This is a genomic window from Streptomyces sp. NPDC055254 (assembly GCF_053606025.1).
In genome coordinates this window covers 102459-129031 of record NZ_JBSGQV010000016.1, presented here as the reverse complement: position 1 = coordinate 129031, position 26573 = coordinate 102459, and the positions used below count along the sequence as shown (strand labels likewise).

Sequence of the window (26573 nt, the reverse complement as noted above, 5' to 3'; positions counted from 1 at the left end):
CCGGGGCTCACCCCGCTCACCCCCGCCGGTGCACGTGCCGGAGCACGGCCTCGGCGAGCGGGCGGTGCACCGAGGCCGGCAGCGCGTGTCCCATGCCCTCGATCTCCACCAGGTCCGCGCCCGGGATCTGATCGGCGAGGTGGCGTCCGTGCGGCGGCGGCGCGATCGGGTCCTGTGTCGCCTGGATCACCTGCGTGGGGACCCGGACGCCGCGCAGCTCGGCGGCGCGCTCGCGCGGCGGCGGCTGGACCGCGTAGTGCACCTGCGGCTCGCTCAGGGAGCCCGAGTGGTCGATGGCCTGCTGTTCCCACCGCCGGAAGTCGGCCTCGTCGAAGGCGACCCGGTCCCCGGAGAACAGCTTCCACCGGCGCACCCGCCGCCCCAGTTCCTCCTCCGGGCCGCTCACGTCCTCGTTCATGACGGCGAGCGCTTCGAGGAACCGTTCCTGCGGCAGGGGGAGGCCGTCGACCGAGGGCTCCCCGGCGAGGGCGCGCCGGATGTTGCCGGGGAAGTCCACGTCCAGTGCTCCCCCGAGCATCAGCGACATGCTCAGCATCCGCTGCGGGTGGTCGAGTGCGACCAGCTGGCACAGGACCGCGCCCATCGACATGCCGACGAAGTGGGCCCGCTCGATGTCCCAGCCGTCGAGCACGGCGACGGCGTCGGCGGCCAGTCGGAGATAGCCGTACGGGCGCTCGGCAGGGTCCCAGACCGTGGAGCGGCCCACCCCCCAGTGGTCGTAGCGGATCACGTGCAGCCCGCCGGCGGCGAGCCGTTCGACGAACTCGACGGGCCAGCTCATCGCGGTCAGGTTCCCGCCCGCCACCAGCAGCAGGGCGGGGTCGGCCCGGTCGCCGAAGTCCTCGCTCCACAGCTGCGCGTCCTTCGACGTGACGACACGTTGTGCCATTTCGGCACTCCTCTCGGCTCCGGGACCCAGGTCCCGTGGATCGGCGGTGGTGATGCGCGGACGGGCTCAGCGCGGGGCGAGCTCCCAGAGGCAGGAGTCCAGGGGCACGTTGGGCGACACCAGGGGCCCGGTCCTGGAGACGACGCCGAGCCCGGCGGCGTCGGCCAGGTCGGCCCACTCGCGGTCGGTGCGGACCCTGCCGCCGAGGAACACGAGCATGCGCATGTCGAGCACGCTGAAGTACAGGTCCGAGGTCCGCGTCCCGCCGGCCGGCGCCTCGGCCCGCTCCAGCAGGACGATCCGGCCCCCGGGCCGCAGGGCGTCACGGCAGCGCCCCAGGATTCGCAGCGCGTCGGCGTCGGACCAGTTGAGGAGGACGAACGACAGCACCACGACATCGGCGGTCACCGGGAGTTCGTCGAAGAAGTCACCGCCTACGACGTCGATGCGGCCGTCCGTCCCGGCCGCCGCGATGCGCTCGCGCGCCCGCCGCGCCGCTCCCGGCAGGTCCAGCAGGGTGCCGCGCGCCTCGGGCGCGGCCCGCAGGATCGCGTCGAGGAGGCCGCCGGGCGCGCCGCCGACGTCCAGCACGTGCCGGGCCCGGCTCCAGTCGTAGGCGGCGACGGGCGCGGCGAAGGCCGTGTCCTCCCGCGCCGCCATCAGGGAGTCGAAGGACGCCCCGAGCCCCTCGTCCTCGGACAGGTCCGTCCAGAACGGCTTGCCGTACCGCTCCTCGTACTGCGGCCGCCCGGTACGGACCGCCTCGCGCAGGTCGAGGAACGTCAGGTCCGCGCGCCCCACGGCCTGGTCCAGGTCGAGCCAGGAACGCTGCCGCGAGGGATCGTCGTCGGCGAGCAGGTCCCCGATGCGCGTCGGCGCGTAGCGGCCGGGTCCGGTCTCCTGCAGCACCCCGGCCGCCGCCAGGTGGCGCATCAGCCGCGCCAGCGCGTCCGGGTCCGCTCCGGTGGCCTCGGCGAGGGCCTCGGGGCCGGTGGCGCCCGCACGCAGGTGGTCGACCAGCCGCAGGGTGGCCGCGACCCGCAGTGCCATCGGGGTCACCAGGTTCGACATCCGCACCAGGGTGTCGACGGCCCGCTCCTGCCCGCCGACGCCGCCGTCGGTTCCGCCATCGGTCGAGCCGTTCGTGCCGCCGCTCGTACCGCCGCTCGTACCGGTCACGACGCGCTGCCTTCCCGGTCGGTGCCGAGCGCGTACGCGCTCAGGTGGTCGACGGCGTCGGCGTAGGTGAAGGGCTGCATGAACCAGCCCGCGCGGACGTCGCGGTAGTGCCGGGACAGGGGGTGGTCCGTGGTGAACGACGCCCCGCCCACCAGGGTCATGCAGTCCTCGACGATGCTCGCCGCCGTGCGGTTGACGACGAGCTTCGCGTACTGGAAGGGAGCCATCATCAGCCGGCCGCGCTCGTGGGGGTCGATCGCCGCCCGGTGCGCGTAGTGGTCGGCGTTGGTCAGTGCCGCCGCGAGGGCCGTGCGCAGCGCGTACAGCTTCACATCGAGCTCGGCCACCAGGGTGCGGACGGCGGCCGCCGGCTGTCCGCCGCGCCGGGTGATGTCCGCGACGGCGAAGTCGCGTGCCGCCTGCGCGATCCCGGCGTACACCCCGAGCAGACCGATCGAGCTGACGGTCTGGCCCGCCATCGCGGCGTCGTTGCGGACGCCGACCGGTCCGCGCAGGAAGACGTCGGTCGCGGGAACGGGACAGGCCTGGAAGACGACCTCGGTACTGGCGGAGGCCCGCATGCCCATGCCGTTCCAGTGGTCCGGCGCCTTCAGGCCGGGGGTGTCGGTGGGCAGGAAGGCGGAGGCGAGCAGCGGGGGGCCGGAGGTGGGACGGGTCCGGGCCGCGACGACGACGTGGGTGGCGAAGGGGGCCATGCTGACCAGGATCTTGCGCCCGGTCAGCCGCCAGCCGCCGTCGTCCGCGGGCACCAGCTCGGTGGTGACGCCGGCGTCCTTGAGGGCGCCGCTGATCAGCGCCCCTTCCGTGCCCATCAGGCGCAGCAGCCGCTCGGCCAGGGCGCGCCCGGTCGCGGTGCCGTGCTCGCGCTCGTACGACATGGTGATCCCGCGGCTGAACTGCATGTGCAGCGACAGGGCGACGGACGCGTCGGACTCGGCGATCCGTTTCACGGCGAGGCACACGTCGTGGACGCTGCTCACGCCCAGTCCGCCGAACTCCCGCGGGACGGTCGCGCCGAGTACGCCGTCGGCGCCCATGCGGTGGACGGTGTCCAGGGGGAACGTGCCGTCGCGGTCGTGCCCGGTCGCGCCCGCCGCCAGGCGCGGCAGGTGTCTGCCCAGTACCTCCAGCAGCGCATGGCCCTCGGGTGTGTGCGGCTCCGTGAGGTCCCCCGACTTCGCCGCGGCCGTGCCAGTGGCGTGTTCCGTCATGGCGTTTCCGTCCTTTCCCTCCGGATGGAGCCCTCGGGGCGCGTGGCCGCCAGGTAGCGGTCGATGGCGGACCGGTGGTATCCCGGCCCGAATCCCAGCCGGTCGACCTCGGGCACGAGCCGCCGGAGTTTGCGGACCGAGGGGCAGTGCTCGATGCTGTCGTCGGTGACCTGCCAGTGGGCCGTGGTGCCGAGCCGCCGTTCGAGGTACCGCACGACGGCGGCCACCTCCACGCAGTCTCCGGAGGCGACGTTCACCGTCTCGTCGTGCACCCCGGTGCGCAGCAGGGCGTCCACGACAGCGGTGAAGTCCGCCACGTGGACCATGTCCCGGCGCGCTCCGCGCTGGACCCGTACCCGGCCGGCCAGGACCTGGGCGATGAGCGCCGCGAGCAGGCGGAAGCCGGGTTCGTCCGGGCCCGTCACATAGCCGAGCCGCAGGATGAGGTGGCGCACCCCGGAGGCCTGGACCAACCGTTCCAGGTCCAGCTTGTGCTGGCCGTAGCGGGTTGAGGCGACCTGCGGCCCGTCCTCGTCGCCCGGGCCACCCGCTCCGCCGTACATGCTGACGGTGGAGAAGAACACGAGCATCCGGTCGCGCCGCAGGCACCGCCGGATCGTGTCGTCGACGAGCGCGGTCTCACGCCGGTGCTCCGCGTCGGGCAGCGGGTGCGTCGGCACGCCCGCTGCCAGCACGGTCGCTGCGGGGTGCGCGGCCGAGAGCGGTGCGAGGTGCCGTGCGAGGAACCCGTTCCCGATGATCTCCATCTGACAAGGCCGCCCTTCGACTCGCTGGGGGCACCGACCCTCGCAGCGGGATGTCGAGAGACGCTCGAAAGGTGGCGGACGGCGGACCGAGGCGCGCGAGGGAAGTCCGTTCACCCGGGCTCCGCGCGCCTTCAAGGACTGCGGTGCAGGGTGGCAGCACCACCCCATCCCTCTCATGAGGCGAGGAGTCCCCATGCGCGTACTGTTCGTCAACTCCCCAGGCCTGGGGCACATCTTCCCGTGTGTCCCCTTGGCGCACGCGCTGACCGCGGCGGGTCACGACGTGCTGTACGCCCAGGGCGGCGACGTCGACGCGGTGGCCGCCGCGGGCGTGAACGTCGTCGATGTGACCCCGGGGCTCGACTACGCCACGGTGTTCCGGCCCGAGGAGATCGACTTCAGCGTCGACGGCGGGGACGAGTTCGTCGCCGCGCTCTTCGCCAGGGTCTCGGGCGTCACCGTCGACCGGGTGGTGGAGGTCGCCCGTGCCTGGTCACCGGATCTGGTCGTCCACTCACCGCTCCAGGGAGCCGGCCCGCTGGTGGCGCGGGCGATCGGCGTGCCCGCCGTGTCGGTGGTCACCGGTCCGGCCGACAGCGCCCCGCGCATCGGCGACCTGATGCGCGACCACATGAAGGAGCACTACCTGCGGCACGGCGTCGCATCGGAGCCGGCGCCCGGTCTCCGGCTCAACTCGATACCGCCCAGCCTGCTGGAGCTGCTTCCGCAGCGGGTGCGCGCGGACGACGACGTCCCGGTCCGCTACGTGCCCTTCAACGGCAACGGCGAGCTGCCCGGCTGGCTCCTGGAGCCGCCGGGGCGGCCGAGGATCGCCGTCACGCTCGGGTCGATCGCCGGTCTGTGGGGCGGCCTCGCCGTGCTGGCACCCCTCGTCGCCGCGGCGGCGGACACCGACGCGGAGTTCGTCGTCACCCTCGGCGGCGGCGACCCGTCGCTCCTGGGTGAACTGCCGTCCAATGTGCGGACGGTGGACTGGCTGTCCCTCGGTCCCCTGTTGCGGACCTGCCAGGGGCTCATCCACCACGGCGGGTCGGGCACCTCGGCGGTAGCGATGGCCGCGGGCGTGCCCCAGTGCGTGATGCCGCTCAGCCCGGACCAGAAGGACAACGAGCGCGCGGTGGTCGAGCGGGGCATCGCGATCGGGGCATCGGCCGAGACGATCGGGACGGCCGAGTTCCATGCCCTGCTGCACGACGAGGGGCTGCGGGCGGCCGCGGCCGAGGTGCGCGACGAGGCGGCGGCGATGCCGTCCCCCGCCGCGCTCGTCGGACGCCTGGAGTCCCTGGTGTGAGGGGACCGGCCGGGCGGGTCGCGGGCGCCGGAGCGCGTCAGCGGCCCGGCGGCCGCACGGACAGCGCGTGGCGGAACACGTTCCCCGGGTCCCACCGCGCCTTGACCTGCTGGAGCCTGGGGTAGTTGTCCCGGTAGTAGAAGGTGTGCCAGGGGACCCCGGAGGTGTTCCACCGGGGGTCGGCGAGGTCGACGTCCGGGTAGTTGATGTAGGCCCCGCCGTTGGCCGCGCCGGGTACGGGGACTCCGCCGGTGTCGGCGTACACGTCCCGGTACAGCTCGCGCACCCAGGCCAGTTGCGCGTCGCCGGGCACGCCGGGCCACCAGGAGGTCTCGTACGAGGCGCTGAAGAGCGAGTCGCGGTGCGGGGTCGCCGTCGCGGCGGCCGGGACCGTGTTGATCCTGCCGCCCAGGGTGGACAGGTACACGGTGGACGCCTGGTGCTCGCCGTCGGTCCGGCTCAGATAGCGGTGGATGGTCCGGATCTGCGTCTCGGACCAGGGAGTGCGCAGGAGCGCGGCCTTGGACTTGAACGGGTACCGGCCGCCGGCGTAGGGGTCCACGGTCAGCGTGGACTTCATCCACAGCGCGGTGGCCTCCTCCGTCTCGTGGCGCACCCCGGTGTCCGCCGTGATCGCGGTGACGTACTCGCCGAGCAGCTTCGTGCCGTGCGGGAGGGAGCCGTCCACGTTGGCGACGAGGGTGAACCGGCCGTTCGCCCGGTGGTTGAGGATGAACCAGCTGCTGAGCGGTGCGTAGCGGGAGCCGGTGCCGGACTCCTTCTCGTGCCAGGTGCCGTGGTTGCGCAGGATCCGCACGAACGCGGCCTCGGTCATGTCGGCCCACGACCAGCCGATGGTGACGGACCGGATCGTCGGCGGGGGCTTGGGCAGGAGGGTCGTGGGGTCGCCGAGGCGTACCCCGGGCGAGCGCATCAGATAGCGGGTGACGATGCCGAAGTTCCCGCCCCCTCCGCCGGTGTGGGCCCACCAGAGATCGTGGTGGGGGTCGGCGGGGTCCCGGGTGGCCAGGACGGTGCGGGCCCGGCCGCCGCGGTCGGCGACGACCACCTCGACGCCGTAGAGGTGGTCCGCGACGAAGCCGTGGTGGCGCGAGAGCCCCCCGTACCCGCCGCCCACGATGTGACCGCCGGCGCCGACGGAGGGGCACGCACCCGCCGGTACCGTCACGCCCCAGCCCAGGTAGAGGGTGCGGTACACCTCACCCAGCGTCGCGCCGGACTCGATGGCGAAGGCCTGGTGCTTGGGGTCGTAGTAGACGGACTTCATCTCGGAGACGTCGACGACGATCTGGACGTCCGGGTCGTCGACGAAGTTCTCGAAGCAGTGTCCGCCACTGCGCACGACGATCCGTTTGCCCGTCCGCAGGGCGTCGTCCAGCGCGGCGACCACCTGGTCGGCGCGGTGGACGAGGCGTACGGACTCCGGCCGGGCGGAGAAGCGCCCGTTGTAGCCCCGTGCGACCAGCTCCTCGTACCGGGGATCGGCCGGGCGGATGTCCTTGGCCGGGGGCGGGGGAAAGCCGCCGCCGACCCTGGTGTCCGCCGCCGCCGCTCCCGTGCCGGCTCCTGCGAATGCCGCGGCACCGCCGGCCGCGACGCCGCCCGCGATGAAACCGCGGCGCGATACATCCTTCATCGCCACTCCCCCTTTTTCGTTGCTGTCACTCGGTCTTGTGCGCCGCTGCGAGCCGTTCGAGGACGGGTACGACGTCGCCGGGCGCGGGCATGCCCCTGGACTCCTGGCGCAGCCGGGCGGCGGCGCGGGCGAAGGAGGGTTCCTCCAGCAGCCGCCCGAGCAGAGCGCGCAGCGTCGCGGCATCGGCCCGCTCCGGTTCCGCGACGCGGATGCCCGCTCCGCGCTCCTCCAGCAGGCGTGCCTTGTGGTCGGTGTCCCACACCCCGTCGGGCAGGATCAGCTGGGGCACCCCGCAGCTCAACGCGGTGTTGAAGGTGCCCGCCCCGCCGTGGTGGATCACTGCGGAGCAGCTGGGGAGCAGGGCCTCCAGGGGGACGAAGTCCACGACGCGGACGTTGTCCGGCACCTCGGTGACGGACGCGAGCTGGGCCTTGTTCAAGGTGGCCACCACCTCGGCGTCCGCTCCGGCCAGGGCCGCGAGCACCTCCCCGAGCGGCACCCGGTCGGCGCCGAGCAGCTCGCGGTGCGAGACCCCGAGGGTCAGGCAGATCCGCTTGCGGCGCGGCGGCTCGCGCAGCCAGTCAGGGAGGACGGAGCTGCCGTTGTGGGTCACGAGCCGCATCGGTACGCGGTCCGGGCCGTCCAGGAAGCGCAGGGAGGGCGGCAGCGGGTCGATGGTGCGCTGCCCGACGACCAGGTCCTCGCTGAACTCCCCGCCGTAGCGCCGCATGGTCCAGCCCAGCCACTCCTCCATCGGGTCCTCCCGCTGCCCCGGGGGCAGCCGGCGCACCGCGTCCAGGTAGGACGCCCGCATCCGGCCGATGAGGTCCAGGCCGAACAGCAGCCGGACGTGGGCCGCGCCGCTGACCCGGGCGGCGACGGGACCCGCGAAGGTGAGCGGGTCCCAGACGACCAGGTCCGGCCGCCACCACCGGGCGTGGCGCACCAGGTCGTCGACCATCGCGGGCGCGGAGTACTGCTGGAAGACCTGGGTGGCCATGGCGGTGAAGACCCCGTGCATGTACGCGTACGACAGCTTCTCCGGGCGGATCTCCGTCATGTCCGTCCAGTACGCGAACCGCTCGGCCACCGCACGGTAGTCGTCCGCGCCCCCGGCCCCGTCGCGGGATTCCGCCTCGTCGTGCTGTTCGTACGACTCCATCTGCGCCGCCTGGTCGAGCGGGGCGCCGGCCGCCACGGCGGTCAGACCGGTGCCCGTGATGTCGGCGGCGAGATCGGGCTGGCCGGCCATGTGGACCTCGTGGCCCGCGGCCCGCAGCGCCCACGCCAGCGGGACCTGCGCGAACAGATGGGACTTCGCTGTGTGGGTGGTGAACAGGACCCGCATGGGGCACCTTCCTCGGCCGGCGTGGTCGTAGCGGGAGCGCGGGTGCTCACAGCACGCGGACGTCCGGGACGTAGAGGATCCACTTGCCGCCGGAGGCGCGGAACCGCTGTTCCTTGGCGATGATCTCCTCGGCGTGGTTCCAGGCGAACAGCACGGCGTAGTCCGGGTACGGGTTCTCGAAATCCGCCCGGGACCGGACCGGGATGTGCGAGCCCGGCGTCAGTCGTCCCTGCTTGTTCGGCGTGGTGTCGGAGATGAACGAGATGAGCTCGGGCCCGATGCCGCAGTAGTTGGCGACCGTGGCGCTCTTGGCGGTGGCCCCGTAGCCGACGACCGTACGGCCCTCGTCCCGCAGCCCGCGGAGGAGCGCGACCAGCTCGTCCCGGGCCCTTTCCACGCGGCTCACGAAGGCCTGCAGGGTCGCGAGGTCCGACAGTGCGCGCCGCTGCTCCTGCGCCAGCAGTGCGGCGACCGCGGGCGAGGGGGTGCGCCGCCCCGAGCGGGCGATGGTGTACCGGACCTCGCCGCCGTGCACGGGAAGCCGTTCCACGTCGACCAGTTCGAAGCCGAACCGCTCGACCATGGCGCTCACGGAGGAGGCGGAGAAGAAGTAGTAGTGCTCGTCGTAGATCTGGTCGAAGGAGGCGAGGTCGACGATGTCGGCGAGGTACGGGTCCTCGAAGACGAACACCCCGTCCGGCGCGAGCAGTGCGTCCACTCCGCGGAAGATCGAGTCCAGGTAGGGGATGTGGCAGATCGTGTTGGCCGCGAAGATGACCTGCGCGTGCCCCTCGGCCTTGCGGATCTCGTCCGCGGTCGACTCCTGGAAGAATTCGGTGGCCACTCGGATGCCCTGGCGCCGCGCGATGTCGGCCACGCTCTGCGACGGTTCGACGCCGAGGTGCCGGACTCCTGCCTCGGCCAGGACGCGGAGCATGACGCCGTCGTTGCAGCCCAGCTCGACCAGGAAGGCGTCCTTCCCGGTGAGCTCGGTCTCCAGGAAGTGCTGCGCGGTCGCCTCGAAATGCCCGCGCATGACGGAGGATCCGGACGACAGGTAGGGGTAGTGGCTGTTGAACATCAGATGGCGCGGCACTTCTTCGACGAGCTGGACCATGGTGCACTCGCCGCAGACCCCGACGGCGAGCCGGAAGAAGAACTCGTCGCCGAGGTACTCGGGCTCAAGGAGCCCGCTGGAGAGCGGTTGCTGTCCGAAGTCCATGAACTCGTGCAGCCGACCGCCGCAGATTCGACAACTGGGCACGGTGGATGTCCTCTTCCTTGAGTAGCGGATGGGCGAAGGGGCGATCGTCAGGGTGTGCGGGGGCGGATGTGCCCGGCACGGGGCCTCACAGCCCTCCCGGCCAGTCGCCGTCGGTGCGCAGCAGGGCCCGGGCCAGGTTCTGGTAGAAGGCCACGACGCCCGGTTCCTTGGGGCTGAGATGGCCGCGCGCCGCGAAGCGGGACCCCACCGCGCGCTGGACGGCTTCGAGTCCGTTGCGGTCCTCGCTGTTGATCATGCCCGCGTACGATTCGGCCTGCCGGCGCATCTCGTCGAGGTCGGCGCCCTCCAGCGCGGCCCGCGGCACGAGGATCCCGCCGCGGACCAGCGTCCGGTCGATCGTCCGCGGGACGAGGCTGAGCCAGATGACCATCTCGCCGGCCGCGGCAAGGCTCGCCGCGGGGAAGACGAAGACGCCGTACAGATGGGACTTCTCCGCGTCGGTCAGCGGCAGGGAGCGGGTCTCCTGCGGCTCGGTGAACGGGACGAGCAGGCGCAGCCCCCACGGGGAGTCGACCCGTAGGTCCGTGTCGGACCCGCCCGGCGTCGACGGCTGGAGGGTCTGCGGGTGGAAGCCCATCACGTGGTAGTTCTCGTGGGCGTTCTCGACGGCGACCTTCCAGTTGCAGGCCCACTCCTCGCTCCAGGACCCGAGCTGGGCCATGCCGTCGAGCCGGTAGTTGGCCAGGTCCGCGGAGATCCGGCCCAGTTCGGGGGCGAGGGGCGCCGCGGCCGCGTCGAGGTTCACGTACACGAAGCCGTGCCACTCCTCGACCGCGAAGGCGGGCAGCCGGCAGCTGCCGGGGTCGAAGTCCGGGTTCTTGCGCATGTGGGTCGCGCCGATGAGTCGGCCGTCGAGTCCGTACCTCCACAGGTGGTAGGGACAGGTGAAGGAGTCGGCCCGGCCGGCGGCGCCGGGCTCGACGAGCGGCATCATCCGGTGCCGGCAGATCGGTGACATCCCGTGCAGCGCACCGGCCGCGTCGCGGGTGACCACCACCTGCTCGCCCGCGATGTCGACCGAGACGTAGCTGTTCGGCTCGGCGAGCTCGTCGCGGTGGGCGATGAGCACCCAGGAGCGCCCGAAGACGCGGGTGCGTTCCAGCTCGTAGAGCTCGGGCGAGGTGAACGCGCGTGGTGGCAGGCTCAGTTGGGGTGCCCGGTCCAGGTAGCGGCGCAGTTCCTCCAGCAGTGCGGCGACCTCACCGGACGGCGACGCGGCGCTGTCGTCCGTGCCGTCGCGCGTGCCGTCGACCGCACTGCCGTGGCCGGGGCGCGCCGTGCCCGGGTGCTTCGCGCCGGCGGTCCGGTCTGTGCTCACGCCTGTGCTCACGGTGGGACTCCAACCTGTGCCGCGGGTACGTGGTGCCCCCACCGTGGCAGGGGGGATTCGAACCCCGCTCGACAGCTCGGCCCGCACCCCCGACGGGCCCCCGGCCCCCGCGCGTCCAGCCGGTCTCCGACGTTCCTCTAGCAAGGGGCCCGACGATCGGTGCTTCCGGACCCATGTCCCCGCCAGGCGCGCAACGAATGAGGTCGCCGTGTACGGAGCCGAACTCGCCGAGATCTACGAGCTGATCCACCGCAGCCGCGGCAAGGACTACCTCCAGGAGGCGGCAGAGGTGGAGCGGCAGGTGCGCGAGCGCAGGCCGGACGCCGCCACCCTGCTCGACGTGGCGTGCGGGACCGGGGCGCATCTGCGCTGCTTCGACGGGCTGTTCGACGAGGTGGCCGGGCTGGAGCTGTCCGAGCCGATGGCCCGGTTCGCGCGGGCGGCGCTGCCGCACGTCCCGGTACACGTGGGGGACATGCGGGACTTCGACCTCGGCCGCACCTACGACGTCATCACGTGCATGTTCGGCTCGATCGGCTATCTGCTGACGGAGTCCGCGCTGGCCGACGCGCTGCGCCGGTTCGCACGGCACCTGACGCCGGGCGGGGTGCTGGCCGTCGACCCGTGGTGGTTCCCCGAGACGTACCGGCACGGTCATGTCGCCGGCGCCACGGCGACGGACGGGGAACGGACCGTGTCCCGGGTCTCCCACTCCGTACGCGAGGGGGCCGCGTCCCGGATGAACGTGCACTACCTGGTCGCCGACACCGCGTCGGGCGTACGGCACTTCCACGAGACGCACCTGATCGGCCTGTTCACCCGGGAGCAGTACGAGGCGGCGTTCACGGCCGCCGGTTTCGGCGTCGACTACATCCCCGTCGAGCCCGCCGGCCGCGGCCTCTTCGTCGGCGTCCCGTCCGCCGGCTGACCCGGCGGACGGGGGCGGGCGGCGGTTCAGGGCCTGCGGTCGAGTTGCTCGTGGGCCTCGTCGAGGAACTGGTTCAAGGTCTTGATCCGGGTCTCCGCGTCCGGCATGCCGATCGAGTACTTCACCTCGACCTGGCTGATCGCCTCCAGCAGGGCGAGGGAGTCGTACCCGAGGACCTTCAGCTCGACGTCACCGACGCCCTCCGCGTCCAGGTCGACCTCCTCGGCCTCGCCGGCGCACTCCCGGAAGATCTCGACCAGGACCGGCAGGGTCAGTTCACTCATCACATCCACCTCTCTGCTCGTGGGCTCTCTGCTCGTGGGGAAGGATGCGCTCGCCGCCGAGCGCCGGGGGCGGCCGGCCATCAGGGCGCCGCCTCCCACATGTCGCGCAGGGAGTCGCGCAGAGCGATGGCCGGGCGCCAGCCCAGCACCCGTTCCGCGTGCCGGATGTCGGCCTTGGTCCAGCCGCCGCCCTTGCTCTCCACCGCCCCGCCGGTCTCCTCGATCGTCTCGGGCGGGAATCCGGCCACCTCGACCAGGGTCGTCACCAGGTCGCGCATCGTCGGCGTCTCGCCGCGCCCGATGTTGAACACCGCGCCGGGGGACCCCGCTCCGGCGGCCCGCAGGACCGCCGAGGCGACGTCGCGTACGTCGATGTAGTCGCGGGCGGCATCCGCGATCATCAGCTCCAGCCGCGCCCCCGGTGTCACGGCGCGCAGCCGGTGCAGCACCGTGCCCAGGAAGCTCGCCTCCGACGGGTGGGGTCCGCACACGTTGACCGCGCGCAGGACGACCCCGTCGACGTCACCGGCGCGGGCCGCCTCCAGCACGGCCTGCGAGCCGGCCAGTTTGGTCCGGGCGTACGGGGTGCTCGGATCCGGCGCCACCGACTCGTCGATGCTGGTGCCGGTCGGCACGAAACCGTACTCGTGGATGCTGCCGACCTGCACGAAGCGGGGGCGCGTCGGCAGCGCGGCGACGCCGGCGAGCACACGGTCCACCAGCCGCACATGGGCCCGGTGCATCGCCTCCTCCGTCACCGCCCATCCGCCCGTGGCGTTGACCACGACCTGCACGTTCCGCGAGGCCAGGAGCTCGGTGATCTCCCCTGGGGACGCCGCCGCGAGGTCAAGCGGGGCGAAGGGGCGGCCGGCGGTGTGCGGGGCGGGCCGCCGGGCCACGCCCAGCACCTCGTGTCCCGCGTCCGAGAACGCCGCGCTCACCTGTCGTCCGATGCTGCCGGTCGCGCCCAGCACGGCGACCGTGCCGGTCCGGCTCGCGTCACGCGAGGTCACCACGCCGTCCTCCCTTCCTCGCCGCCCTCGGTCGCCGCGGCTCTCCCCCGCGGCGGTGTCACGGTTGCCGGTCGTCACGGGTGACCCGGCGTTCACGCACCAGCAGTTCGCCGTCCACCCGCACCAGCACGTCGTCGCACACGCACATCAGATGGAGCCGGGGGCTGCCGCCGCGGGGCGTGGCGATGATCTGCGCGTACGAACGGACGCTGAGCTCCCCGTCCTCGCCGGGCCGGACCGACACCATGCCGAGCAGGTGCCTGTGCACCTCGCCGGCCTCGGCCAGGGCCGCGGCGGCCTTGTTGACCCCCGCGGCCAGGGCGGTCCGGCCGACGACGGGTTCCGGTAGCGAGGGCGGCGCGAACGATCCGTCCTCGGTGAAGGTCAGGGCCCAGCCCTCGCCGTCGCCGTCGTCCAGCAGGTGCATGTGGTGGGCGTAGAACTGCTGCACTTCGGCATACAGGGACTCGACCGACGACGGGGTTCCCATCGGCATTGCCACCGCGTCCTCCTCACGTTCGCCCCGTTCGGGTGGGTCCGAACGGGCGGCACCCGCGAACCATTCCCGACGTCCTTCGACATCGGCTCGAACGCGGCGCGCGGGAGCCGAGCGAGGCTTGAGCGCTTCTCCGTCCGGGCCGAGCAGCATCTGGCTCGTCAGCGCGAGCGGTGCGGTACGGAGGAGGTCCGGGTGCGGTTGATCGACCTGTCATCGGCGGTGGACGCCGCGGCCCACGAACCGGATCCCGTGGTGCACGAGGTACTGACCCCCCGCCAGGGGGCGGAGCACATGAGCGCGGAGATGCGGACGCACTTCGGGCTCGCGTTCGATCCGGACGAGCTGCCCGACGGGGAGTTCCTGTCGCTCGACCGGATCACCCTGACCTCGCACACCGGCACGCACGTCGACGCGCCGTCGCACTACGGCTCCCGGGCCGGGTACGGCGACGGCGTCCCCCGGCACATCGACCGGATGCCGCTGGAGTGGTTCTGCAGGCCGGGGATCGTCCTCGACCTCACCGACGCACCGACCGGTGTCGTCGGCGCGGAGCGGCTGGAGAAGGAGTTCGAGCGGATCGGCCGCACCCCGGCTCCGATGGACATCGTCCTGCTGCACACCGGCGCCTCGGCGCGGGAGGGCACCCCGGAGTACTTCACCGAGTTCGCCGGGCTGGACGGGCCGGCCGTGTCCCTGCTGCTGGACCTGGGGGTGCGGGTCATCGGGACGGACGCGTTCAGTCTGGACGCCCCGTTCACCGACATCATCGAACGGTACCGGCGCACGGGCGACCGCTCGGTGCTGTGGCCGGCCCACTTCGTCGGCCGCGACCGGGAGTACTGCCAGATCGAGCGGCTGGCGAACCTCGACGCCCTGCCCGCGCCGTACGGGTTCACCGTCGTGTGCTTCCCCGTGAAGATCGCGGGCGCGGGCGCGGGCTGGACCAGGGCGGTCGCCATGGTCGACGAGTGACCGGGCCCCCTTCGACCGACACCGACAGGAGAGCAGATGTACGGACAGGAGCTGGCGGAGGTCTACGAGATCTTCTACCGCAGCCGGGGCAAGAACTGGCCGTCGGAGGCCGCCTACGTCACGGCACTGGTGCGGTCGCGGTGTCCGGGGGCGGATTCCCTGCTCGACGTGGCGTGCGGGACCGGGGCGCATCTGGAGACCTTCGGGACGCTGTTCGAGCACACCGAGGGCCTGGAGATCGCCGAGCCCATGCGGGAGCTGGCCCATCAGCGGCTGCCGGAAGTGACGGTGCACCCCGGCGACATGCGCGCCTTCGACCTCGGCCGCACCTTCGACGCGGTCGTGTGCATGTTCTGCGCCATCGGCTACCTGGGCACCGTGTCCGACATGCGGGACGCGGTGCGGTCGATGGCCGGGCACCTGCGCCCCGGAGGGGTGCTCGTCATCGAGCCCTGGTGGTTCCCCGAGGACCACGTCGAGGGCTACGTCGCGGGTGACCTCGGCCGGGAGGACGGCCGTACCGTGGCCCGGATCTCGCACTCGACCCTCCAGGGCCGCGCGACCAGGATGGAGGTGCGGTTCCTGGTCGGCGACCGCGACGGGATCAAGGAGTTCACCGAGGTCGACGTCCTCACCCTGTTCACCAAGGACGAGTACCTCGCCGCGTTCACCGACGCGGGGTGCACCGTCGAGTTCCTCCCCGGCGACCCGACCGGCCGCGGTCTGTTCGTCGGTGTACGGCAGTAGGACCCAGCCAGGCGCGTGCCGGAGACGAGCGGAGACAGTGACTCAGCCATGACCACTTACGTATGGGACTACCTGCGCGAGTACGAGAACGAGCGCGATGACATCCACGACGCGATCGAGACCGTGCTGCGGTCGGGACAGCTGGTGCTCGGCGCCAGCGGGCGCGGTTTCGAGGAGGAGTTCGCCGCCTACCACGGCGTCGGGCACGCGGTGGGCGTCGACAACGGCACCAATGCGATCAAGTTGGGGCTCCAGGCGATCGGAGTGGGCCCCGGCGACGAGGTGATCACCGTCTCGAACACCGCGGCGCCGACCGTGGTGGCCATCGACTCGGTGGGGGCGACACCCGTCTTCGTCGACGTCCACCCCGACACGTACCTCATGGACGTCGAGCAGGTGGCCGCCGCCGTCACCCCGCGCACCAAGTGCCTTCTCCCGGTGCACCTGTACGGACAGTGCGTCGACATGACGGCGCTGCGGGCGGTGGCGGACGAGCACGGCCTGCTCGTCTTCGAGGACTGCGCGCAGGCCCACGGCGCCCGCCGGGGCGGGCGGCTCGCGGGCACGTGGGGGGCCGCGGCGGGGTTCTCCTTCTACCCCACCAAGGTCCTCGGGGCGTACGGCGACGGCGGCGCCGTCATCACCTCGGACCCGCAGGTGGACGCCGGCCTGCGGCGGCTGCGGTACTACGGCATGGAGGAGCGCTACTACGTCGTCCGGACGCCGGGGCACAACAGCCGCCTGGACGAGCTGCACGCGGAGATCCTGCGCCGCAAGCTGCGCCGGCTCGACGCGTACGTCGAGGGCCGGCGCGCGGTGGCGCGCAGATACGCCGAGGGACTCGCCGGCACCGATCTGGTGCTGCCGTCGATCGCGCCGGGCAACGACCACGTCTACTACGTCTACGTCGTGCGCCATCCGCGGCGGGACGACATCATCGAGGCGCTGAAGAGCTACGACATCGTGCTGAACGTGAGCTACCCGTGGCCGGTCCACACCATGACGGGCTTCTCCCACCTCGGATACGCCAGGGGGTCCCTGCCGGTCACCGAGTCGGCGGCCGGCGAGATCTTCTCCCTGCCCATGTACCCCTCCCTCGACCCGGCGGTGCAGGACAAGGTGATCGGCGCGCTCCACGACGTCCTGGGGACGCTGTGAGTCCTGTCCCCACGGGGCGGGGCGGCGCCGGGGGCCACCGGGTCCGCATGGGCGTCGTCGGCTGCGCGGACATCGCGCTGCGCCGAATGCTCCCGGCCATCGCGGCGGCCGATTCGGCCGAGCTGGTCGCGGTGGCCAGCCGGGACGCCGCGAAGGCGGAACGCACCGCGGCCCGGTTCGGGTGCGCCGGCGTCAAGGGCTACCGGGCGCTGCTGGAGCGGGACGACATCGACGCGGTGTACGTCCCCCTCCCGCCCGCGCTCCACTTCGAGCTGGTGGCCGAGGCGCTGGAGGCGGGCAAGCACGTGCTGTGCGAGAAGCCGCTGTGCACGACCCACGCGGAGGCCGTCGAGCTGATGGGGCTGGCGCGGCGGCGCCGCCGGATCCTCGCCGAGAACTTCATGTTCCTGCACCACTCCCAGCACGCCGGGGTCCGGTCGCTCGTCGACGCGGGCGCCATCGGCGAACTGGAGGTGCTGTCCGGCTCGTTCGGCGTGCCGCCGCTGGATCCCACGGGCTTTCGGTACGTCCCCTCGCTCGGCGGGGGCGCCCTGCTGGACGTCGGTGTCTACCCGCTGCGGACGGCGCAGATGTACCTGGTCGGCGAGCCCGAGGTGCTGGCGGCCACCCTGCGGGTGGATGCCGCGACCGGCGTGGACGTGGCCGGTACGGCCCTGCTGTGCGCCCCCGACGGCGTCGCGGCGCAGCTGGAGTTCGGCTTCCGGCACTCGTACCGGTCGCGCTACGCGCTGTGGGGCCGCGAGGGGCGGATATCGGTGGAGCGGGCGTACACCCCGCCGGAGCCGCTGAAGCCGGTGGTCCGGCTCCAGCAGCAGGACCGGCTGACCGAGCTGGCGATGCCCGCGGACGATCAGGTGCGCAACGCGCTGGCCGCGTTCACCGCCGCCGTCCTCCGCGGCGGGGACGGCCCGGTCGGCGAAGCCGAATCGCTGCTCCAGGCCCGGCTGGTCGAGGACGTCCGGAAGGTCGCCAGGATCGTCACCGGTTGACCGGCCCCGGCCCGGGCGGCCCGGGACCCGGGACCCGCGACCCGCGACCCGCGACCCGCGACCCGCGACTCTCCCGGCGCCGACCTTGGGGAGGCGACAGCGCGGAGCCGTCCTGGAATACCCTGCGGGAAGCGTTCTCGCCCTTGATCGTCCCGCTCCGAAAGGCACCTCGCCCATGCGCGCACCCACGAGACCTTCCGCACCTGGCTGCGGAGCACTTCCGGATGCCGCCCCGCGAGGTCTCGGCCGCACCGATCACGCCGGCGCCTGATGTCCGACTCCGCCGCGGTGGCGCCCGCCCGGCCGACCCGGCGCGACTGGCGCCACGGCCTGCTGCCGCCCTTCGCCGCCTGGGTGGTCGCGAACCTCATCACCTGGCTGATCGCGAAGCTGTCCGTGGCCGGCGACGGCTCCAAGGTGGCCTTCTGGTCCACGGGCGGCCGCCAGCGATGGGATTCCGCCCACTACCTCTCCATCGCCAAGACCGGCTACGAGATGTTCTGGTGCCGGGAGCGCTACGAGAACTTTCCCGACGTCATGTGCGGAAACGTCGCATGGTTCCCCGGGTATCCCATGTCGGTGCGGGCGGTGTCCGCCACCGGGCTCTCCTACGAGATATCCGCGGTCGTCGTCACCGAGCTCTGCCTGCTGGGCATGTTCGCGGTGCTGTGGTGGCTGCTCGGCTCCCGGCTGACGTGGGCGACGGGCCTCACCCTCGCCGTCGGCACGGTGTTCCCCGGCGGTATCTACTTCCACGCGACGTTCCCGATCGCCATGGGGACGCTGGCGCTGCTCGTGTGCGTGGTCGGACTCAAGCGCGGCTCCTGGGCGCTCGCAGCCGCCGGTGGCTTCGTGGCGGCCTCCTGCCATCTCGTGGGGGCCGTGGCTGTCGGCATGCTGCTCCTGAGCGCGTTCTTCGCGTGGCAGAAGGACACCTGGCCCCGGCGGTGCCTCAAAGCGGGCGCGTCCGCGGCCCTCGCCGGCTGCGGCGTCCTGTGGGCGAAATGGCTGATGTGGCAGGCGACGGACCGCTGGGACGCGTACGAGACCATCCAGGAGTCCAGCTACAAGCAGGGTGACCTGCGCCAGCCGTTCGACGAGATGCGGAAGGCCTTCCAGTTCCCGTTCAGCGACTGGTACAAGCCCAAGGGCGACATGACGTGGCTGGTGGAGCACGGTCTGGCCGCGCACCGGACCCAGCTCTGGCTGAACATCGCGTTCATCCTGCTGGTCCTGGTGACGGCCGCGGTCCTCCTCGTCCGCCGCCGTAGCCTCGACGTCGAGGAGTGGGCCGCCCTGATCCTGACCGTGGCGATCTTCCTGCTGCCGTTCTTCGCCGGTGCGCAGATGTCGTGGTACCGCAATCACGCGCAGATGTTCGTCGCGCTCGTCCTGGTCGCGCGGATGCCCCGGTGGGTCCAGGTACCGCTGCTGGCCGCCTGCGCGGTCCAGTACGCCCTCCTGGCGGCGATGTTCTTCGCCGGAGTGCTGGTGTAGCCGGGCTTCACCGCTTCTCCTCGTCCGTGTCCCGGGCGATGAAATAGGTGGGCCGGCCCTGGACGGCGGTGTAGATGCGGGCGACGTACTCGCCGAGCATGCCCACGCAGAAGAGCTGGACGGCGCCGAAGAACAGGACCGTGATCATCAAGGAGGTCCAGCCGGGCAGGGTGTTTCCCGTGATGTGGACGGTGAGCGCCCAGACGAAGAACGCGAGGCAGACGAGCAGGCTGAGGGCGCCGATCGCCGTGGCCAGGCGCAGCGGGAGCGCCGAGAAGCTGGTGACGCTGTCCAGCGCCAACAGGATCATCTTGTGCAGGGGGTACTTGGTGGCGCCGGCCGCCCGCTCTTCGCGCTGGTAGGTGATGCGGCCGCTGGGGAAGCCGAGCGAGGGGATGAGCAGGCGGTAGATCTGCCCCTGGTCGGGGAGGGTCTTGAGGGTCTCCACGACGGGCCGGGACAGCAGCCGGAAGTCGCCCGCCTGGGCCGGGACGAAGGATCCGGCCAGGCGGCGCATCAGCCAGTAGTAGGCCCCGGCCGTGCGGCGCTTGAAACCGGTGTCGGTGGAGCGGTCGGTGCGGACGCCGTAGACGATGTCCAGACCGTCCGCCCGGGCCAGGGCCAGCATGTCGGGGACGAGCTCCGGCGGGTCCTGGAGGTCCGCGTCGATGCTGACCACATAGGCTCCGCGGGCGCGGTGCAGGCCGGCGGTGAGGGCGGCCTGGTGGCCGCTGTTGCGGCGGAGGGTCACGACGCGCAGCTCGGGCCAGGCGGTGCGCACGTCCTCCAGCAGGTCGGGGGTCCGGTCGGTCGAGCCGTCGTCGACGGCGAGGACCTCGTACGGTTCGCCGCACCCGTCCAGGATCGGTCGCAGCCGCGCCGCCAGGGCGGACAGGACCTCCTCCTCGTTGAAGACGGGCACCACGATCGACAGCACGACCGGTCCCCTCCACGTGTCATACACAGCACTCATGATGCGGGAACGGCCCGGAGCCGGCGGGGAGACAGGCCGCAGGAGGCTGCGGCGACACGCGGGGCTGGACCCACGACCGGCCCGGCGCGCCCGCAGCTGACCCCGCCACGGCGGAGGGGCCGGACCCGCGGCCGCCGGGCCGCGGGGCCGGCTCCGCCGCCGTGGCGGGGCCGGGAGGAGTCAGGTGTTCAGAAGGCGGTTGAAGAACGACCGGTAGCGCTGGAGCGCCAGCCGCAGGTCTTCGGTCGCGACCTGCTCACCCTGGCTCCACTGGCCCTCCAGCCCCTGCTTGTGGTCGGAGAAGGTGCGGGCCAGGGTCTGCATCACCTCGGCGACGAGCGCGTCCGCGGACCTGACCGCCTCCTGCGGATCGTCGACGAAACGCCCCTGGATCTCGCTCCAGCTCCTGCGGTAGTCCGCGGTGTCCTGCGCGCCGAGCAGCGGCTCGTCGACGCCGCGGCCGGTGTCGGCCGGGCCGACGTCCGCGGCGCGGTCCGTGGGGCTGTCCTCGCGGCTCCCGACGATCTCGTTCCCGTCCTCGTCGGTGGCCGTGTCCCAGGTGGCCTCCCCCGGGTACACGGGCGTCGTCCGGGCGTCGTCCGATCCGTCGCCGAATCCCCTCGTACCGGTGTCCGTACCAGTGTCCGTACCAGTGTCCGTACCGGCGTCCGCCGCGGGGTCCGTACGGGCGTCCGAGGTGGGCGTCGGGTTGGCGATGTCCTCCGTCGTGAGGCCGGCGGCGCCGGCCCGTTCGTCGTCGCTTGCGTGGCTGCGCATCTCAACGGCTCCTCTGGTCGCTCAGCAGATCGTCGAACAGAGCGCGGTAGTGCACCATCGCTCCGCGGAGTTCTTCGGTGGTCGTCCGGTGATCGGCGGTGCGCACCTTGACGTCGTGGGCGGCCCGGTAGTGCTCCAGGGTGCGGCCGTGCTCGACCGACAGGTCGCGCAGCGCGCCGTGGTAGTCGTCCGTGGGGTACCCGCGCTCGCGCATCAGGCGCGACACCAGTTCGTCCGCCTCCTGCACGGAGCCTTCCGGCCGGTCCACGAAATGCTCCTGGACAGTGCTCCACTCGCCGGCGTACAGGTCGCGCCGTTCCCGGGGCAGTTGCTTGATCTCCAGCTTGTCGTGCCGTTCCTCGCGGGCGCGCAGTTCGCGCTCGGCGGCCGTCCGGCCGCCCTCCGCCTCGACCGTGCGGTCGTACTCGGGTCCGAACTTGTCCTGCAGGTGCCGCCGGCGCGTGGTCGTCCGCAGTGCTACAGCGAGCGCGATCACAACGACCGCTGCGACAACGATGAGGACGATGAGCGTGCTGGTTGACATGGCTGGCCTCCGTCCCGGGGCCTCGTCGGATACGTTCACGCGTCTGCGCGGCGCCTACCCGGCCGGACACGGCTCAAGCGGAGGGCTCGGCTCCGATGTACCCGGTGCTGTGACCGGCAAGGTCCACCGGGTTGCGACGCCCGGCACGGCCCACCCTTCCGGCAACGGCACTCAGACGTCGAGGGCCGCCAGGACGCGGTCGGGCGTCAGGGGCAGGCTCCGCAGGCGCCGCCCCGTGGCGTGGCAGACGGCGTTGCCGATCGCGGCCGCCGTGCCGACGATCCCGAGCTCGCCGATGCCCTTGCTGCCCATGGGGTTGAGGTGCTTGTCGTGCTCGTCGATCCAGTGGGCCTCGATGTCGGGGACGTCCGCGTTCACGGGCACGTGGTAGGCGGCCAGGTCGCTCTCCGCGAAGTCCCCGTGGACGGGGTCGACCGTGCTGTGCTCGGTCAGCGCCATCCCGAGGCCCATGACCATGGCGCCGACGAACTGGGACCGGGCCGTCACCGGGTTGAGGATGTGACCGGTGGCGAACACGCCGAGCAGGCGGCGGACGCGTACCTCGCCGGTGACCGTGTCGACCCGGACGTCGGCGAAGTGGGCGCCGAACGCGTGGCGGGCGTACGGGGACTTCTGCGCCGTCGACTGGGCGGTGTCCGCGGACGCGGAGAGTCCCGCGTCGGGGAGCGGGCCGTGGTGGCGGGCGAGGCGGGCCACCAGCGCGGTGCAGGCGTCGTGCACCGCCCAGCCCCAGGAGGCGGTTCCGCTCGAACCACCCGCGAGGGAGGCCGGCGGCAGCCCGGTGTGGCCGACGGCCACGGTCACCGCCTCCAGCGGGACCCCGAGCGCGTCGGCGGCCACCTGGGCGAGGACGGTGCGCGCGCCGGTCCCGATGTCGGTGGCGTCGACCTCGACGAGATGGGTGCCGTCGGGCCGGGCGTGGACCCGGGCGGTGGAGGGGGCCACGAGGTACGGGTACGTGGCGGCGGCCACCCCCGTCCCGCACAGCAGCGGCCCGTCCCGGCGCGGTGTGCGCAGCGACGCCCAGCCGAAGCGGTCGGCGCCCTCGCGCAGGCATTCCACGAGGTGGCGGCTGCTGAAGGGGCGGCCGCTGTCGGGTTCCTCGGCGGGTTCGTTGCGGATGCGCAGCTCGACGGGGTCGAGACCGAGGGCGTCGGCCAGTTCGTCCATGGCCGATTCGAGCGCGTACATGCCGGGGGCTTCCCCGGGGGCGCGCATCCAGGAGGGCGTGGGCACGTCCAGGGCGACGGCCCGATGGGTGGTGCGGCTGTCGGCGACGGCGTACATGACGCGGCCGGGTACGGCGGCCTGTTCGACGAACTCCCTGACCCGGGAGGTGTGGGTGGTCACCTCGTGGGTGAGCGCCGTGAGGGTGCCGTCGGCGCGGGCGCCGAGGCGTACGCGGTGGAGGGTGGGGGCGCGGTGTCCGACGGCGGTGGGCAGCTGGCGCCGGGGCAGGGCGAGCGTGACCGGTCGGCCCGTGTGGCGGGCGGCCATCACGGCGAGGACCACGTGCGGGCGCGGCGTGCCCTTGGAGCCGAAGCCCCCGCCCACGTGCTCGGACACCACCGTGATCCGTTCCTCGGGGAGGTCGAAGAGGGAGGCCAGGGCGGAGCGGACCGGCCCGGCTCCCTGGCTGGAGTCGTGCACGGTGAGACGGCCGCGCCCGGCGTCCCACTCGGCGGTGGCCGCGTGCGGTTCCATGGGGTGGTTGTGCAGCGGCGGGACCGTGTACGCGCAGTCCACCCGTACGGGCGCGGCGGCGAAGGCGGCGTCCGGGTCGCCCCGCTCCCGGTGGGCGGGGTACCCCCCGTTGGCCTCCTCGGGGGTGTAGGCGCCGGGATGGTCGGTGCGCAGGCCGGTGTCGTGCTCCTCGGTCGCGTAGCTGATGCGCACCGCGGCGGCGGCGGCGCGAGCGGCTTCCGGGGACTGCGCGACGACCAGCGCCACGTACCAGCCCCGGTGCGGCACCGCGGTGTCCTGGAGCACCTGGAGCGTGGGGTCGTCGGAGGGGCCGAGCCGGGGGGCGTTGTAGGGGGTGAGGACGTCGAGCACGCCCGGGAGCGCCAGGGCGGCCCGTGCGTCCACGGCGGTGACGCGGCCGCGGGCGACGGTCGCGGGCACGGGCCGGGCGTGGAGGCGGCCGGGCGGGGCGTGGTCGCCCGCGTACCGTGCGACGCCCGTGACCTTCTGCGGTCCCTCTGCCCGGTCGGCGGGGGTACCGAGTGCCGCGTACCGCATGGGTGTGCTCCTCGTGGTGATCGGGGCCGTCCGTCAGGGGGCGGCGGGGGGCGCGTCCGCGCGCCGGACCAGCGTGGCGAGCGCGTCGCACGCGAGGCGTCCGGCCAGGGGAACCTTGTACGCGTTGTCGCGCAGGGGCCGGGCCTGCGCGAGCTCCGCCCGGACGGCCTCCCGCACGGCGGCGGCCGTGGGTTCGGCGCCGACCAGCCGGGCCTCGGCGGTGGCGGCCCGCCACGGCCGGTGGGCGAGGCCTCCGAAGGCGAGGGCGACGTGCCGTACGCGGCCGTCGTCCAGCTCCAGGACGGCCGCGACGGAGGCCAGGGCGAAGGCGTACGAGGCCCGGTCGCGGGCTTTGCGGTAGAGCGAGGCCGCGCCGGGGGCGGCGGCCGGCAGGAGGACCGCGGTGACGATCTCCCCGGCGCGGATGACGGTGTCCTGCTCGGGGTGGTCTCCGGGCAACCGGTGGAATGCGGTGGCCGCGACCGTGCGGGTGCCCTCGGCCCCGTACAGCTCGACGGCGGCGTCGTACGCGGCCAGGGCCACCGCCATGTCGGAGGGGTTCGTGGCGACGCACCGCTCGGAGTGGCCCAGGACGGCGTGGTCGCGGTGGACGCCGTCCAGGGCGCCGCATCCGGAGCCGGGTTCACGCTTGTTGCAGGGCTTGGAGACGTCCTGGAAGTACGGGCACCGGGTGCGCTGGAGCAGGTTGCCGCCCGTCGTCGCGACGTTGCGCAGCTGTCCGGAGGCGCCGGCCAGCAGCGCCTGGGAGAGGGCGGGGTAGCGCGCCCGTACGAGGGGGTGCGCGGCCACGTCACTGTTGCGGGCCGCGGCGCCGACGCGCAGTGTCCCGTCGGGCCGCTCCTCCACCTCGTGCAGCGGGAGCCGGGAGAGGTCGACGAGGTGGGAGGGGGTCTCGACGCCCAGTTTCATGAGGTCGACGAGGTTGGTGCCGCCGCCGAGGTAGCGGGCGTCCGGCCGGCCGGCGTGAGCGGCGGCGGCCTGCTGGAGGGAGGTGGCCCTCGTGTAGGCGAAGGGCTTCACGCGATCACGTCCGTCACGGCGTCGACGATGCGGGGGTAGGCGCCGCAGCGGCACAGGTTGCCGCTGAGGCGCTCCCTGATCTCCGCGGCCGTCAGTGCGACGGGGCCCGGTTCGGCCAGGGATTCGGCGGGGGTGGCGTGCGAGGGATGGCCGGCGGCGGCCTCCTCGATCGCTCCGACGGCGGAGCAGAGCTGGCCCGGCGTGCAGAAGCCGCACTGGAAGGCGTCCCGGCGCAGGAAGGCCCGTTGCAGCGGGTGCAGGCCGTCGCCCGTTCCGTCGTCGCCGCCCCCGCCGCTCGCCAGTCCTTCCACCGTGGTGATGTCGGCGCCGTCCTGGGCCACCGCGAGCAGCAGGCAGCTGTTGGCCCGCCGCCCGTCGACGAGCACCGTGCAGGCGCCGCACTGGCCGTGGTCGCAGCCCTTCTTCGCTCCGGTCAGCTCCAGGTGCCCCCGCAGGGCGTCGAGCAGCGTGACGCGGTGGTCCAGCCGCAGGACGTGGGCCGTTCCGTTGACCCGCAGGGTGACGCGGGAGCTCGGAACCGTTGCCGCTTCGTCCGCCGCGCCGGGCGCCGCGGCGGCGGGCTCGTCCTGCCGGGGGTCAGCGTCACTCGCCACCGTGTCCTCCGTCCGTGCCCGCATCGGGCCGCCGTCCCGTCTCGTGCACAGCCTGGGCCATACCGACCGCTCCGGCATCCCGGGCCGCCGGGCCCGGGCCCGCCTCAGGCATCGGCCGCGGTGGCGCCGGTGAGCAGGGAAACGAGTCCCGGCACTCCGCCCTCGGCCAGGGCGCGCCGCTGGCGGTCGGCGGGCGTGCCCTCGCGCAGGAGCCGGTGCACGAGGGCGCTGGTCTGCCGCAGGTCGCCGGCCTCCTCCAGGGCGGGGGTGATGTGCCGCAGGAGCGAGCACAGCACGTCGCCGCTGCTGCGGGGGCGGCCGTCCGGATCGACCAGCGTGCTGTTCAGGCCGTGCCGGGCCGCGTGCCAGTGGCCGGCCCGCAGCAGCTCCGGCGCGCACGGGGGCGCGGGGGGTGGGGCGCCGGCCTCCTCCTCGGCGATCGCCGTGGCGACCAGCGCGCGGACGATCCCGGCGAGCATCACGGCGTCGTCGGCCCGGAGCTGGACGTCCGGGCAGCGCACTTCGACGGTCGGGTAGTGGTCGGACAGCCGTGCCTGCCAGTACGCCTGGCCCCGGTCGGCGATCACTGCGGACTCCACCAGTGCGTCCAGGCGCCGTTCGTAGTCGCGGGCGTCGGCGAAGAGCGGCGGCGGACCACTGACGGGCCAGCGGCCGAACACGATGGTGCGCCAGCTCGCGAAGCCGGTGTCCCGCCCGTCCCACAGGGGTGAGTTGGCGGACATGGCCAGCAGGGTCGGCAGCCACCCGTTGATCCGGTTCAGCACCGCGACGCCTGTCTCTTTGTCGGGAATCGCGACGTGGACGTGCATGCCGCAGATCAGGTGCTCGTCCACCAGCTGCCGGGCCTCCCCCTCCATCCGCAGGTAGCGGGGCCTCGGTGTCACGGGGACGGGCCCGGCTCCCCGCAGGGGGGCCGCGCCGGTGGCCGCGATCCGGCAGCCGTTCGCCTCCGCGGCCGACGCCAGCGCGTGGCGCAGGCGCAGCAGGTGGCCCCCCACCTCCTCCAGGGTCGAGCACACCGGCGTGGCCACTTCGATCTGGGCCTGCAGCAGCTCGTCCTGGACCTCGGCGCGCTCCGCGAGGAGCCCGCGCCCCGCCGTGCGGCGCACCTTCTCCACGAGTGGTGCGGGAAGCCCTGTGGCCTGGTCCACCAGCAGGTACTCTTCTTCGACACCCAGCGTGATCACCATCTGCGGCTACCCGGACCGGTCAT

The 26573-nt window shown here is 72.9% G+C and carries 25 protein-coding genes; 7 read left to right on the top strand and 18 right to left on the bottom strand.

Annotated elements, in window-relative coordinates; translation table 11 throughout:
* Positions 1-16: 16 nt before the first annotated feature.
* The 4 genes from ACWFQ8_RS18035 to ACWFQ8_RS18020 form a co-directional block, all read right to left on the bottom strand.
* A complete protein-coding gene (locus tag ACWFQ8_RS18035) occupies positions 17-910 on the bottom strand; it encodes an alpha/beta fold hydrolase (RefSeq protein ID WP_453787211.1) in 894 nt (297 codons plus the stop codon).
* 66 nt (positions 911-976) lie between these two features.
* Positions 977-2089: a methyltransferase gene (locus ACWFQ8_RS18030; protein ID WP_453787210.1), complete on the bottom strand. Its 1113-nt coding sequence runs from the start codon at positions 2087-2089 to the stop codon at positions 977-979.
* Positions 2086-3321, bottom strand: a complete 1236-nt coding sequence (locus tag ACWFQ8_RS18025) for an acyl-CoA dehydrogenase family protein (protein WP_453787209.1) — start codon at positions 3319-3321, stop codon at positions 2086-2088. The genes ACWFQ8_RS18030 and ACWFQ8_RS18025 overlap by 4 nt, the downstream gene beginning before the upstream one ends.
* Positions 3318-4088: an NAD-dependent epimerase/dehydratase family protein gene (locus ACWFQ8_RS18020; protein ID WP_453787208.1), complete on the bottom strand. Its 771-nt coding sequence runs from the start codon at positions 4086-4088 to the stop codon at positions 3318-3320. Before ACWFQ8_RS18020 ends, ACWFQ8_RS18025 begins: the two co-directional genes overlap by 4 nt.
* Positions 4089-4281: 193 nt before the next feature.
* Between ACWFQ8_RS18020 and ACWFQ8_RS18015 the strand changes: the two genes are divergently transcribed.
* Positions 4282-5400 (top strand): nucleotide disphospho-sugar-binding domain-containing protein, encoded by a 1119-nt coding sequence (locus ACWFQ8_RS18015; RefSeq protein WP_453787207.1) that lies wholly within the window; start codon positions 4282-4284, stop codon positions 5398-5400.
* Between the two features lie 37 nt (positions 5401-5437).
* Here the strand turns inward: ACWFQ8_RS18015 and ACWFQ8_RS18010 are convergent, their stop codons facing one another.
* From ACWFQ8_RS18010 to ACWFQ8_RS17995, 4 genes are all read right to left on the bottom strand, one after another.
* Positions 5438-7057 (bottom strand): FAD-binding oxidoreductase, encoded by a 1620-nt coding sequence (locus ACWFQ8_RS18010; RefSeq protein ID WP_453787206.1) that lies wholly within the window; start codon positions 7055-7057, stop codon positions 5438-5440.
* Between the two features lie 25 nt (positions 7058-7082).
* Positions 7083-8405 (bottom strand): activator-dependent family glycosyltransferase, encoded by a 1323-nt coding sequence (locus ACWFQ8_RS18005; RefSeq protein ID WP_453787205.1) that lies wholly within the window; start codon positions 8403-8405, stop codon positions 7083-7085.
* A 46-nt stretch (positions 8406-8451) separates the two neighbouring features.
* Positions 8452-9669: a methyltransferase domain-containing protein gene (locus tag ACWFQ8_RS18000; RefSeq protein ID WP_453787204.1), complete on the bottom strand. Its 1218-nt coding sequence runs from the start codon at positions 9667-9669 to the stop codon at positions 8452-8454.
* An 85-nt stretch (positions 9670-9754) separates the two neighbouring features.
* Positions 9755-11008 carry an aromatic ring-hydroxylating oxygenase subunit alpha gene (locus ACWFQ8_RS17995; protein WP_453787203.1) on the bottom strand — a complete coding sequence of 418 codons (1254 nt, stop codon included), beginning with the start codon at positions 11006-11008 and terminating at the stop codon, positions 9755-9757.
* Between the two features lie 220 nt (positions 11009-11228).
* On the opposite strand from ACWFQ8_RS17995, the gene ACWFQ8_RS17990 reads away from it, so the two are divergent.
* Entirely contained in the window at positions 11229-11948 is a 720-nt protein-coding gene (locus ACWFQ8_RS17990; RefSeq protein WP_453787202.1) for a class I SAM-dependent methyltransferase, read from the top strand.
* 26 nt (positions 11949-11974) lie between these two features.
* Here ACWFQ8_RS17990 and ACWFQ8_RS17985 read toward each other — a convergent pair whose 3' ends face one another.
* The 3 genes from ACWFQ8_RS17985 to ACWFQ8_RS17975 all read right to left on the bottom strand — a co-directional run bounded on the left by ACWFQ8_RS17985 (position 11975) and on the right by ACWFQ8_RS17975 (position 13741).
* Positions 11975-12232: a phosphopantetheine-binding protein gene (locus tag ACWFQ8_RS17985; protein WP_453787201.1), complete on the bottom strand. Its 258-nt coding sequence runs from the start codon at positions 12230-12232 to the stop codon at positions 11975-11977.
* Between the two features lie 80 nt (positions 12233-12312).
* Positions 12313-13248 (bottom strand): NAD-dependent epimerase/dehydratase family protein, encoded by a 936-nt coding sequence (locus ACWFQ8_RS17980; RefSeq protein ID WP_453787200.1) that lies wholly within the window; start codon positions 13246-13248, stop codon positions 12313-12315.
* 55 nt (positions 13249-13303) lie between these two features.
* Complete coding sequence (locus ACWFQ8_RS17975; protein ID WP_453787199.1) at positions 13304-13741, bottom strand: nuclear transport factor 2 family protein; 438 nt, start codon at positions 13739-13741, stop codon at positions 13304-13306.
* A gap of 195 nt (positions 13742-13936) precedes the next feature.
* Between ACWFQ8_RS17975 and ACWFQ8_RS17970 the strand changes: the two genes are divergently transcribed.
* The 5 genes from ACWFQ8_RS17970 to ACWFQ8_RS17950 all read left to right on the top strand — a co-directional run bounded on the left by ACWFQ8_RS17970 (position 13937) and on the right by ACWFQ8_RS17950 (position 19128).
* The gene (locus tag ACWFQ8_RS17970) at positions 13937-14716 is read left to right on the top strand and encodes a cyclase family protein (RefSeq protein ID WP_453787198.1); all 780 of its coding nucleotides are present in this window, start codon (positions 13937-13939) and stop codon (positions 14714-14716) included.
* 36 nt (positions 14717-14752) lie between these two features.
* The gene (locus ACWFQ8_RS17965; protein ID WP_453787197.1) at positions 14753-15463 is read left to right on the top strand and encodes a class I SAM-dependent methyltransferase; all 711 of its coding nucleotides are present in this window, start codon (positions 14753-14755) and stop codon (positions 15461-15463) included.
* 48 nt (positions 15464-15511) lie between these two features.
* Positions 15512-16621 (top strand): DegT/DnrJ/EryC1/StrS family aminotransferase, encoded by a 1110-nt coding sequence (locus tag ACWFQ8_RS17960; RefSeq protein ID WP_453787196.1) that lies wholly within the window; start codon positions 15512-15514, stop codon positions 16619-16621.
* A 47-nt stretch (positions 16622-16668) separates the two neighbouring features.
* On the top strand, positions 16669-17631 hold the full coding sequence (locus tag ACWFQ8_RS17955) for a Gfo/Idh/MocA family protein (protein WP_453787230.1): 963 nt from the start codon (positions 16669-16671) through the stop codon (positions 17629-17631).
* A 270-nt stretch (positions 17632-17901) separates the two neighbouring features.
* Positions 17902-19128 (top strand): hypothetical protein, encoded by a 1227-nt coding sequence (locus ACWFQ8_RS17950; RefSeq protein WP_453787195.1) that lies wholly within the window; start codon positions 17902-17904, stop codon positions 19126-19128.
* A 7-nt stretch (positions 19129-19135) separates the two neighbouring features.
* On the opposite strand, the gene ACWFQ8_RS17945 is transcribed toward ACWFQ8_RS17950, so the two are convergent.
* From ACWFQ8_RS17945 to ACWFQ8_RS17915, 7 genes are all read right to left on the bottom strand, one after another.
* Complete coding sequence (locus ACWFQ8_RS17945; protein WP_453787194.1) at positions 19136-20101, bottom strand: glycosyltransferase family 2 protein; 966 nt, start codon at positions 20099-20101, stop codon at positions 19136-19138.
* A 180-nt stretch (positions 20102-20281) separates the two neighbouring features.
* Positions 20282-20878, bottom strand: coding sequence for a hypothetical protein (locus ACWFQ8_RS17940; protein ID WP_453787193.1), 597 nt, complete (start codon positions 20876-20878; stop codon positions 20282-20284).
* A gap of 1 nt (position 20879) precedes the next feature.
* The gene (locus ACWFQ8_RS17935) at positions 20880-21422 is read right to left on the bottom strand and encodes a hypothetical protein (RefSeq protein WP_453787192.1); all 543 of its coding nucleotides are present in this window, start codon (positions 21420-21422) and stop codon (positions 20880-20882) included.
* Positions 21423-21593: 171 nt separating this feature from the next.
* Entirely contained in the window at positions 21594-23684 is a 2091-nt protein-coding gene (locus ACWFQ8_RS17930) for a xanthine dehydrogenase family protein molybdopterin-binding subunit (protein ID WP_453787191.1), read from the bottom strand.
* Positions 23685-23717: 33 nt separating this feature from the next.
* Positions 23718-24725 (bottom strand): FAD binding domain-containing protein, encoded by a 1008-nt coding sequence (locus ACWFQ8_RS17925; protein ID WP_453787190.1) that lies wholly within the window; start codon positions 24723-24725, stop codon positions 23718-23720.
* Complete coding sequence (locus ACWFQ8_RS17920; RefSeq protein WP_453787189.1) at positions 24722-25363, bottom strand: 2Fe-2S iron-sulfur cluster-binding protein; 642 nt, start codon at positions 25361-25363, stop codon at positions 24722-24724. Before ACWFQ8_RS17920 ends, ACWFQ8_RS17925 begins: the two co-directional genes overlap by 4 nt.
* Positions 25364-25443: 80 nt before the next feature.
* On the bottom strand, positions 25444-26547 hold the full coding sequence (locus ACWFQ8_RS17915) for a carboxylate-amine ligase (RefSeq protein WP_453787229.1): 1104 nt from the start codon (positions 26545-26547) through the stop codon (positions 25444-25446).
* Positions 26548-26573 lie beyond the last annotated feature (26 nt).

What these genes read in the sequence shown, in the direction of transcription:
- ACWFQ8_RS18035 (WP_453787211.1), bottom strand. Translation starts at nt 910, where the DNA reads ATGGCACAACGTGTCGTCACGTCGAAGGACGCGCAGCTGTGGAGCGAG.
- ACWFQ8_RS18025 (WP_453787209.1), bottom strand. Translation starts at nt 3,321, where the DNA reads ATGACGGAACACGCCACTGGCACGGCCGCGGCGAAGTCGGGGGACCTC.
- ACWFQ8_RS18020 (WP_453787208.1), bottom strand. Translation starts at nt 4,088, where the DNA reads ATGGAGATCATCGGGAACGGGTTCCTCGCACGGCACCTCGCACCGCTC.
- ACWFQ8_RS18015 (WP_453787207.1), top strand. Translation starts at nt 4,282, where the DNA reads ATGCGCGTACTGTTCGTCAACTCCCCAGGCCTGGGGCACATCTTCCCG.
- ACWFQ8_RS18010 (WP_453787206.1), bottom strand. Translation starts at nt 7,057, where the DNA reads ATGAAGGATGTATCGCGCCGCGGTTTCATCGCGGGCGGCGTCGCGGCC.
- ACWFQ8_RS18005 (WP_453787205.1), bottom strand. Translation starts at nt 8,405, where the DNA reads ATGCGGGTCCTGTTCACCACCCACACAGCGAAGTCCCATCTGTTCGCG.
- ACWFQ8_RS17985 (WP_453787201.1), bottom strand. Translation starts at nt 12,232, where the DNA reads ATGAGTGAACTGACCCTGCCGGTCCTGGTCGAGATCTTCCGGGAGTGC.
- ACWFQ8_RS17975 (WP_453787199.1), bottom strand. Translation starts at nt 13,741, where the DNA reads ATGCCGATGGGAACCCCGTCGTCGGTCGAGTCCCTGTATGCCGAAGTG.
- ACWFQ8_RS17965 (WP_453787197.1), top strand. Translation starts at nt 14,753, where the DNA reads ATGTACGGACAGGAGCTGGCGGAGGTCTACGAGATCTTCTACCGCAGC.
- ACWFQ8_RS17960 (WP_453787196.1), top strand. Translation starts at nt 15,512, where the DNA reads ATGACCACTTACGTATGGGACTACCTGCGCGAGTACGAGAACGAGCGC.
- ACWFQ8_RS17955 (WP_453787230.1), top strand. Translation starts at nt 16,669, where the DNA reads ATGGGCGTCGTCGGCTGCGCGGACATCGCGCTGCGCCGAATGCTCCCG.
- ACWFQ8_RS17950 (WP_453787195.1), top strand. Translation starts at nt 17,902, where the DNA reads ATGTCCGACTCCGCCGCGGTGGCGCCCGCCCGGCCGACCCGGCGCGAC.
- ACWFQ8_RS17945 (WP_453787194.1), bottom strand. Translation starts at nt 20,101, where the DNA reads ATGAGTGCTGTGTATGACACGTGGAGGGGACCGGTCGTGCTGTCGATC.
- ACWFQ8_RS17940 (WP_453787193.1), bottom strand. Translation starts at nt 20,878, where the DNA reads ATGCGCAGCCACGCAAGCGACGACGAACGGGCCGGCGCCGCCGGCCTC.
- ACWFQ8_RS17935 (WP_453787192.1), bottom strand. Translation starts at nt 21,422, where the DNA reads ATGTCAACCAGCACGCTCATCGTCCTCATCGTTGTCGCAGCGGTCGTT.
- ACWFQ8_RS17930 (WP_453787191.1), bottom strand. Translation starts at nt 23,684, where the DNA reads ATGCGGTACGCGGCACTCGGTACCCCCGCCGACCGGGCAGAGGGACCG.
- ACWFQ8_RS17920 (WP_453787189.1), bottom strand. Translation starts at nt 25,363, where the DNA reads ATGCGGGCACGGACGGAGGACACGGTGGCGAGTGACGCTGACCCCCGG.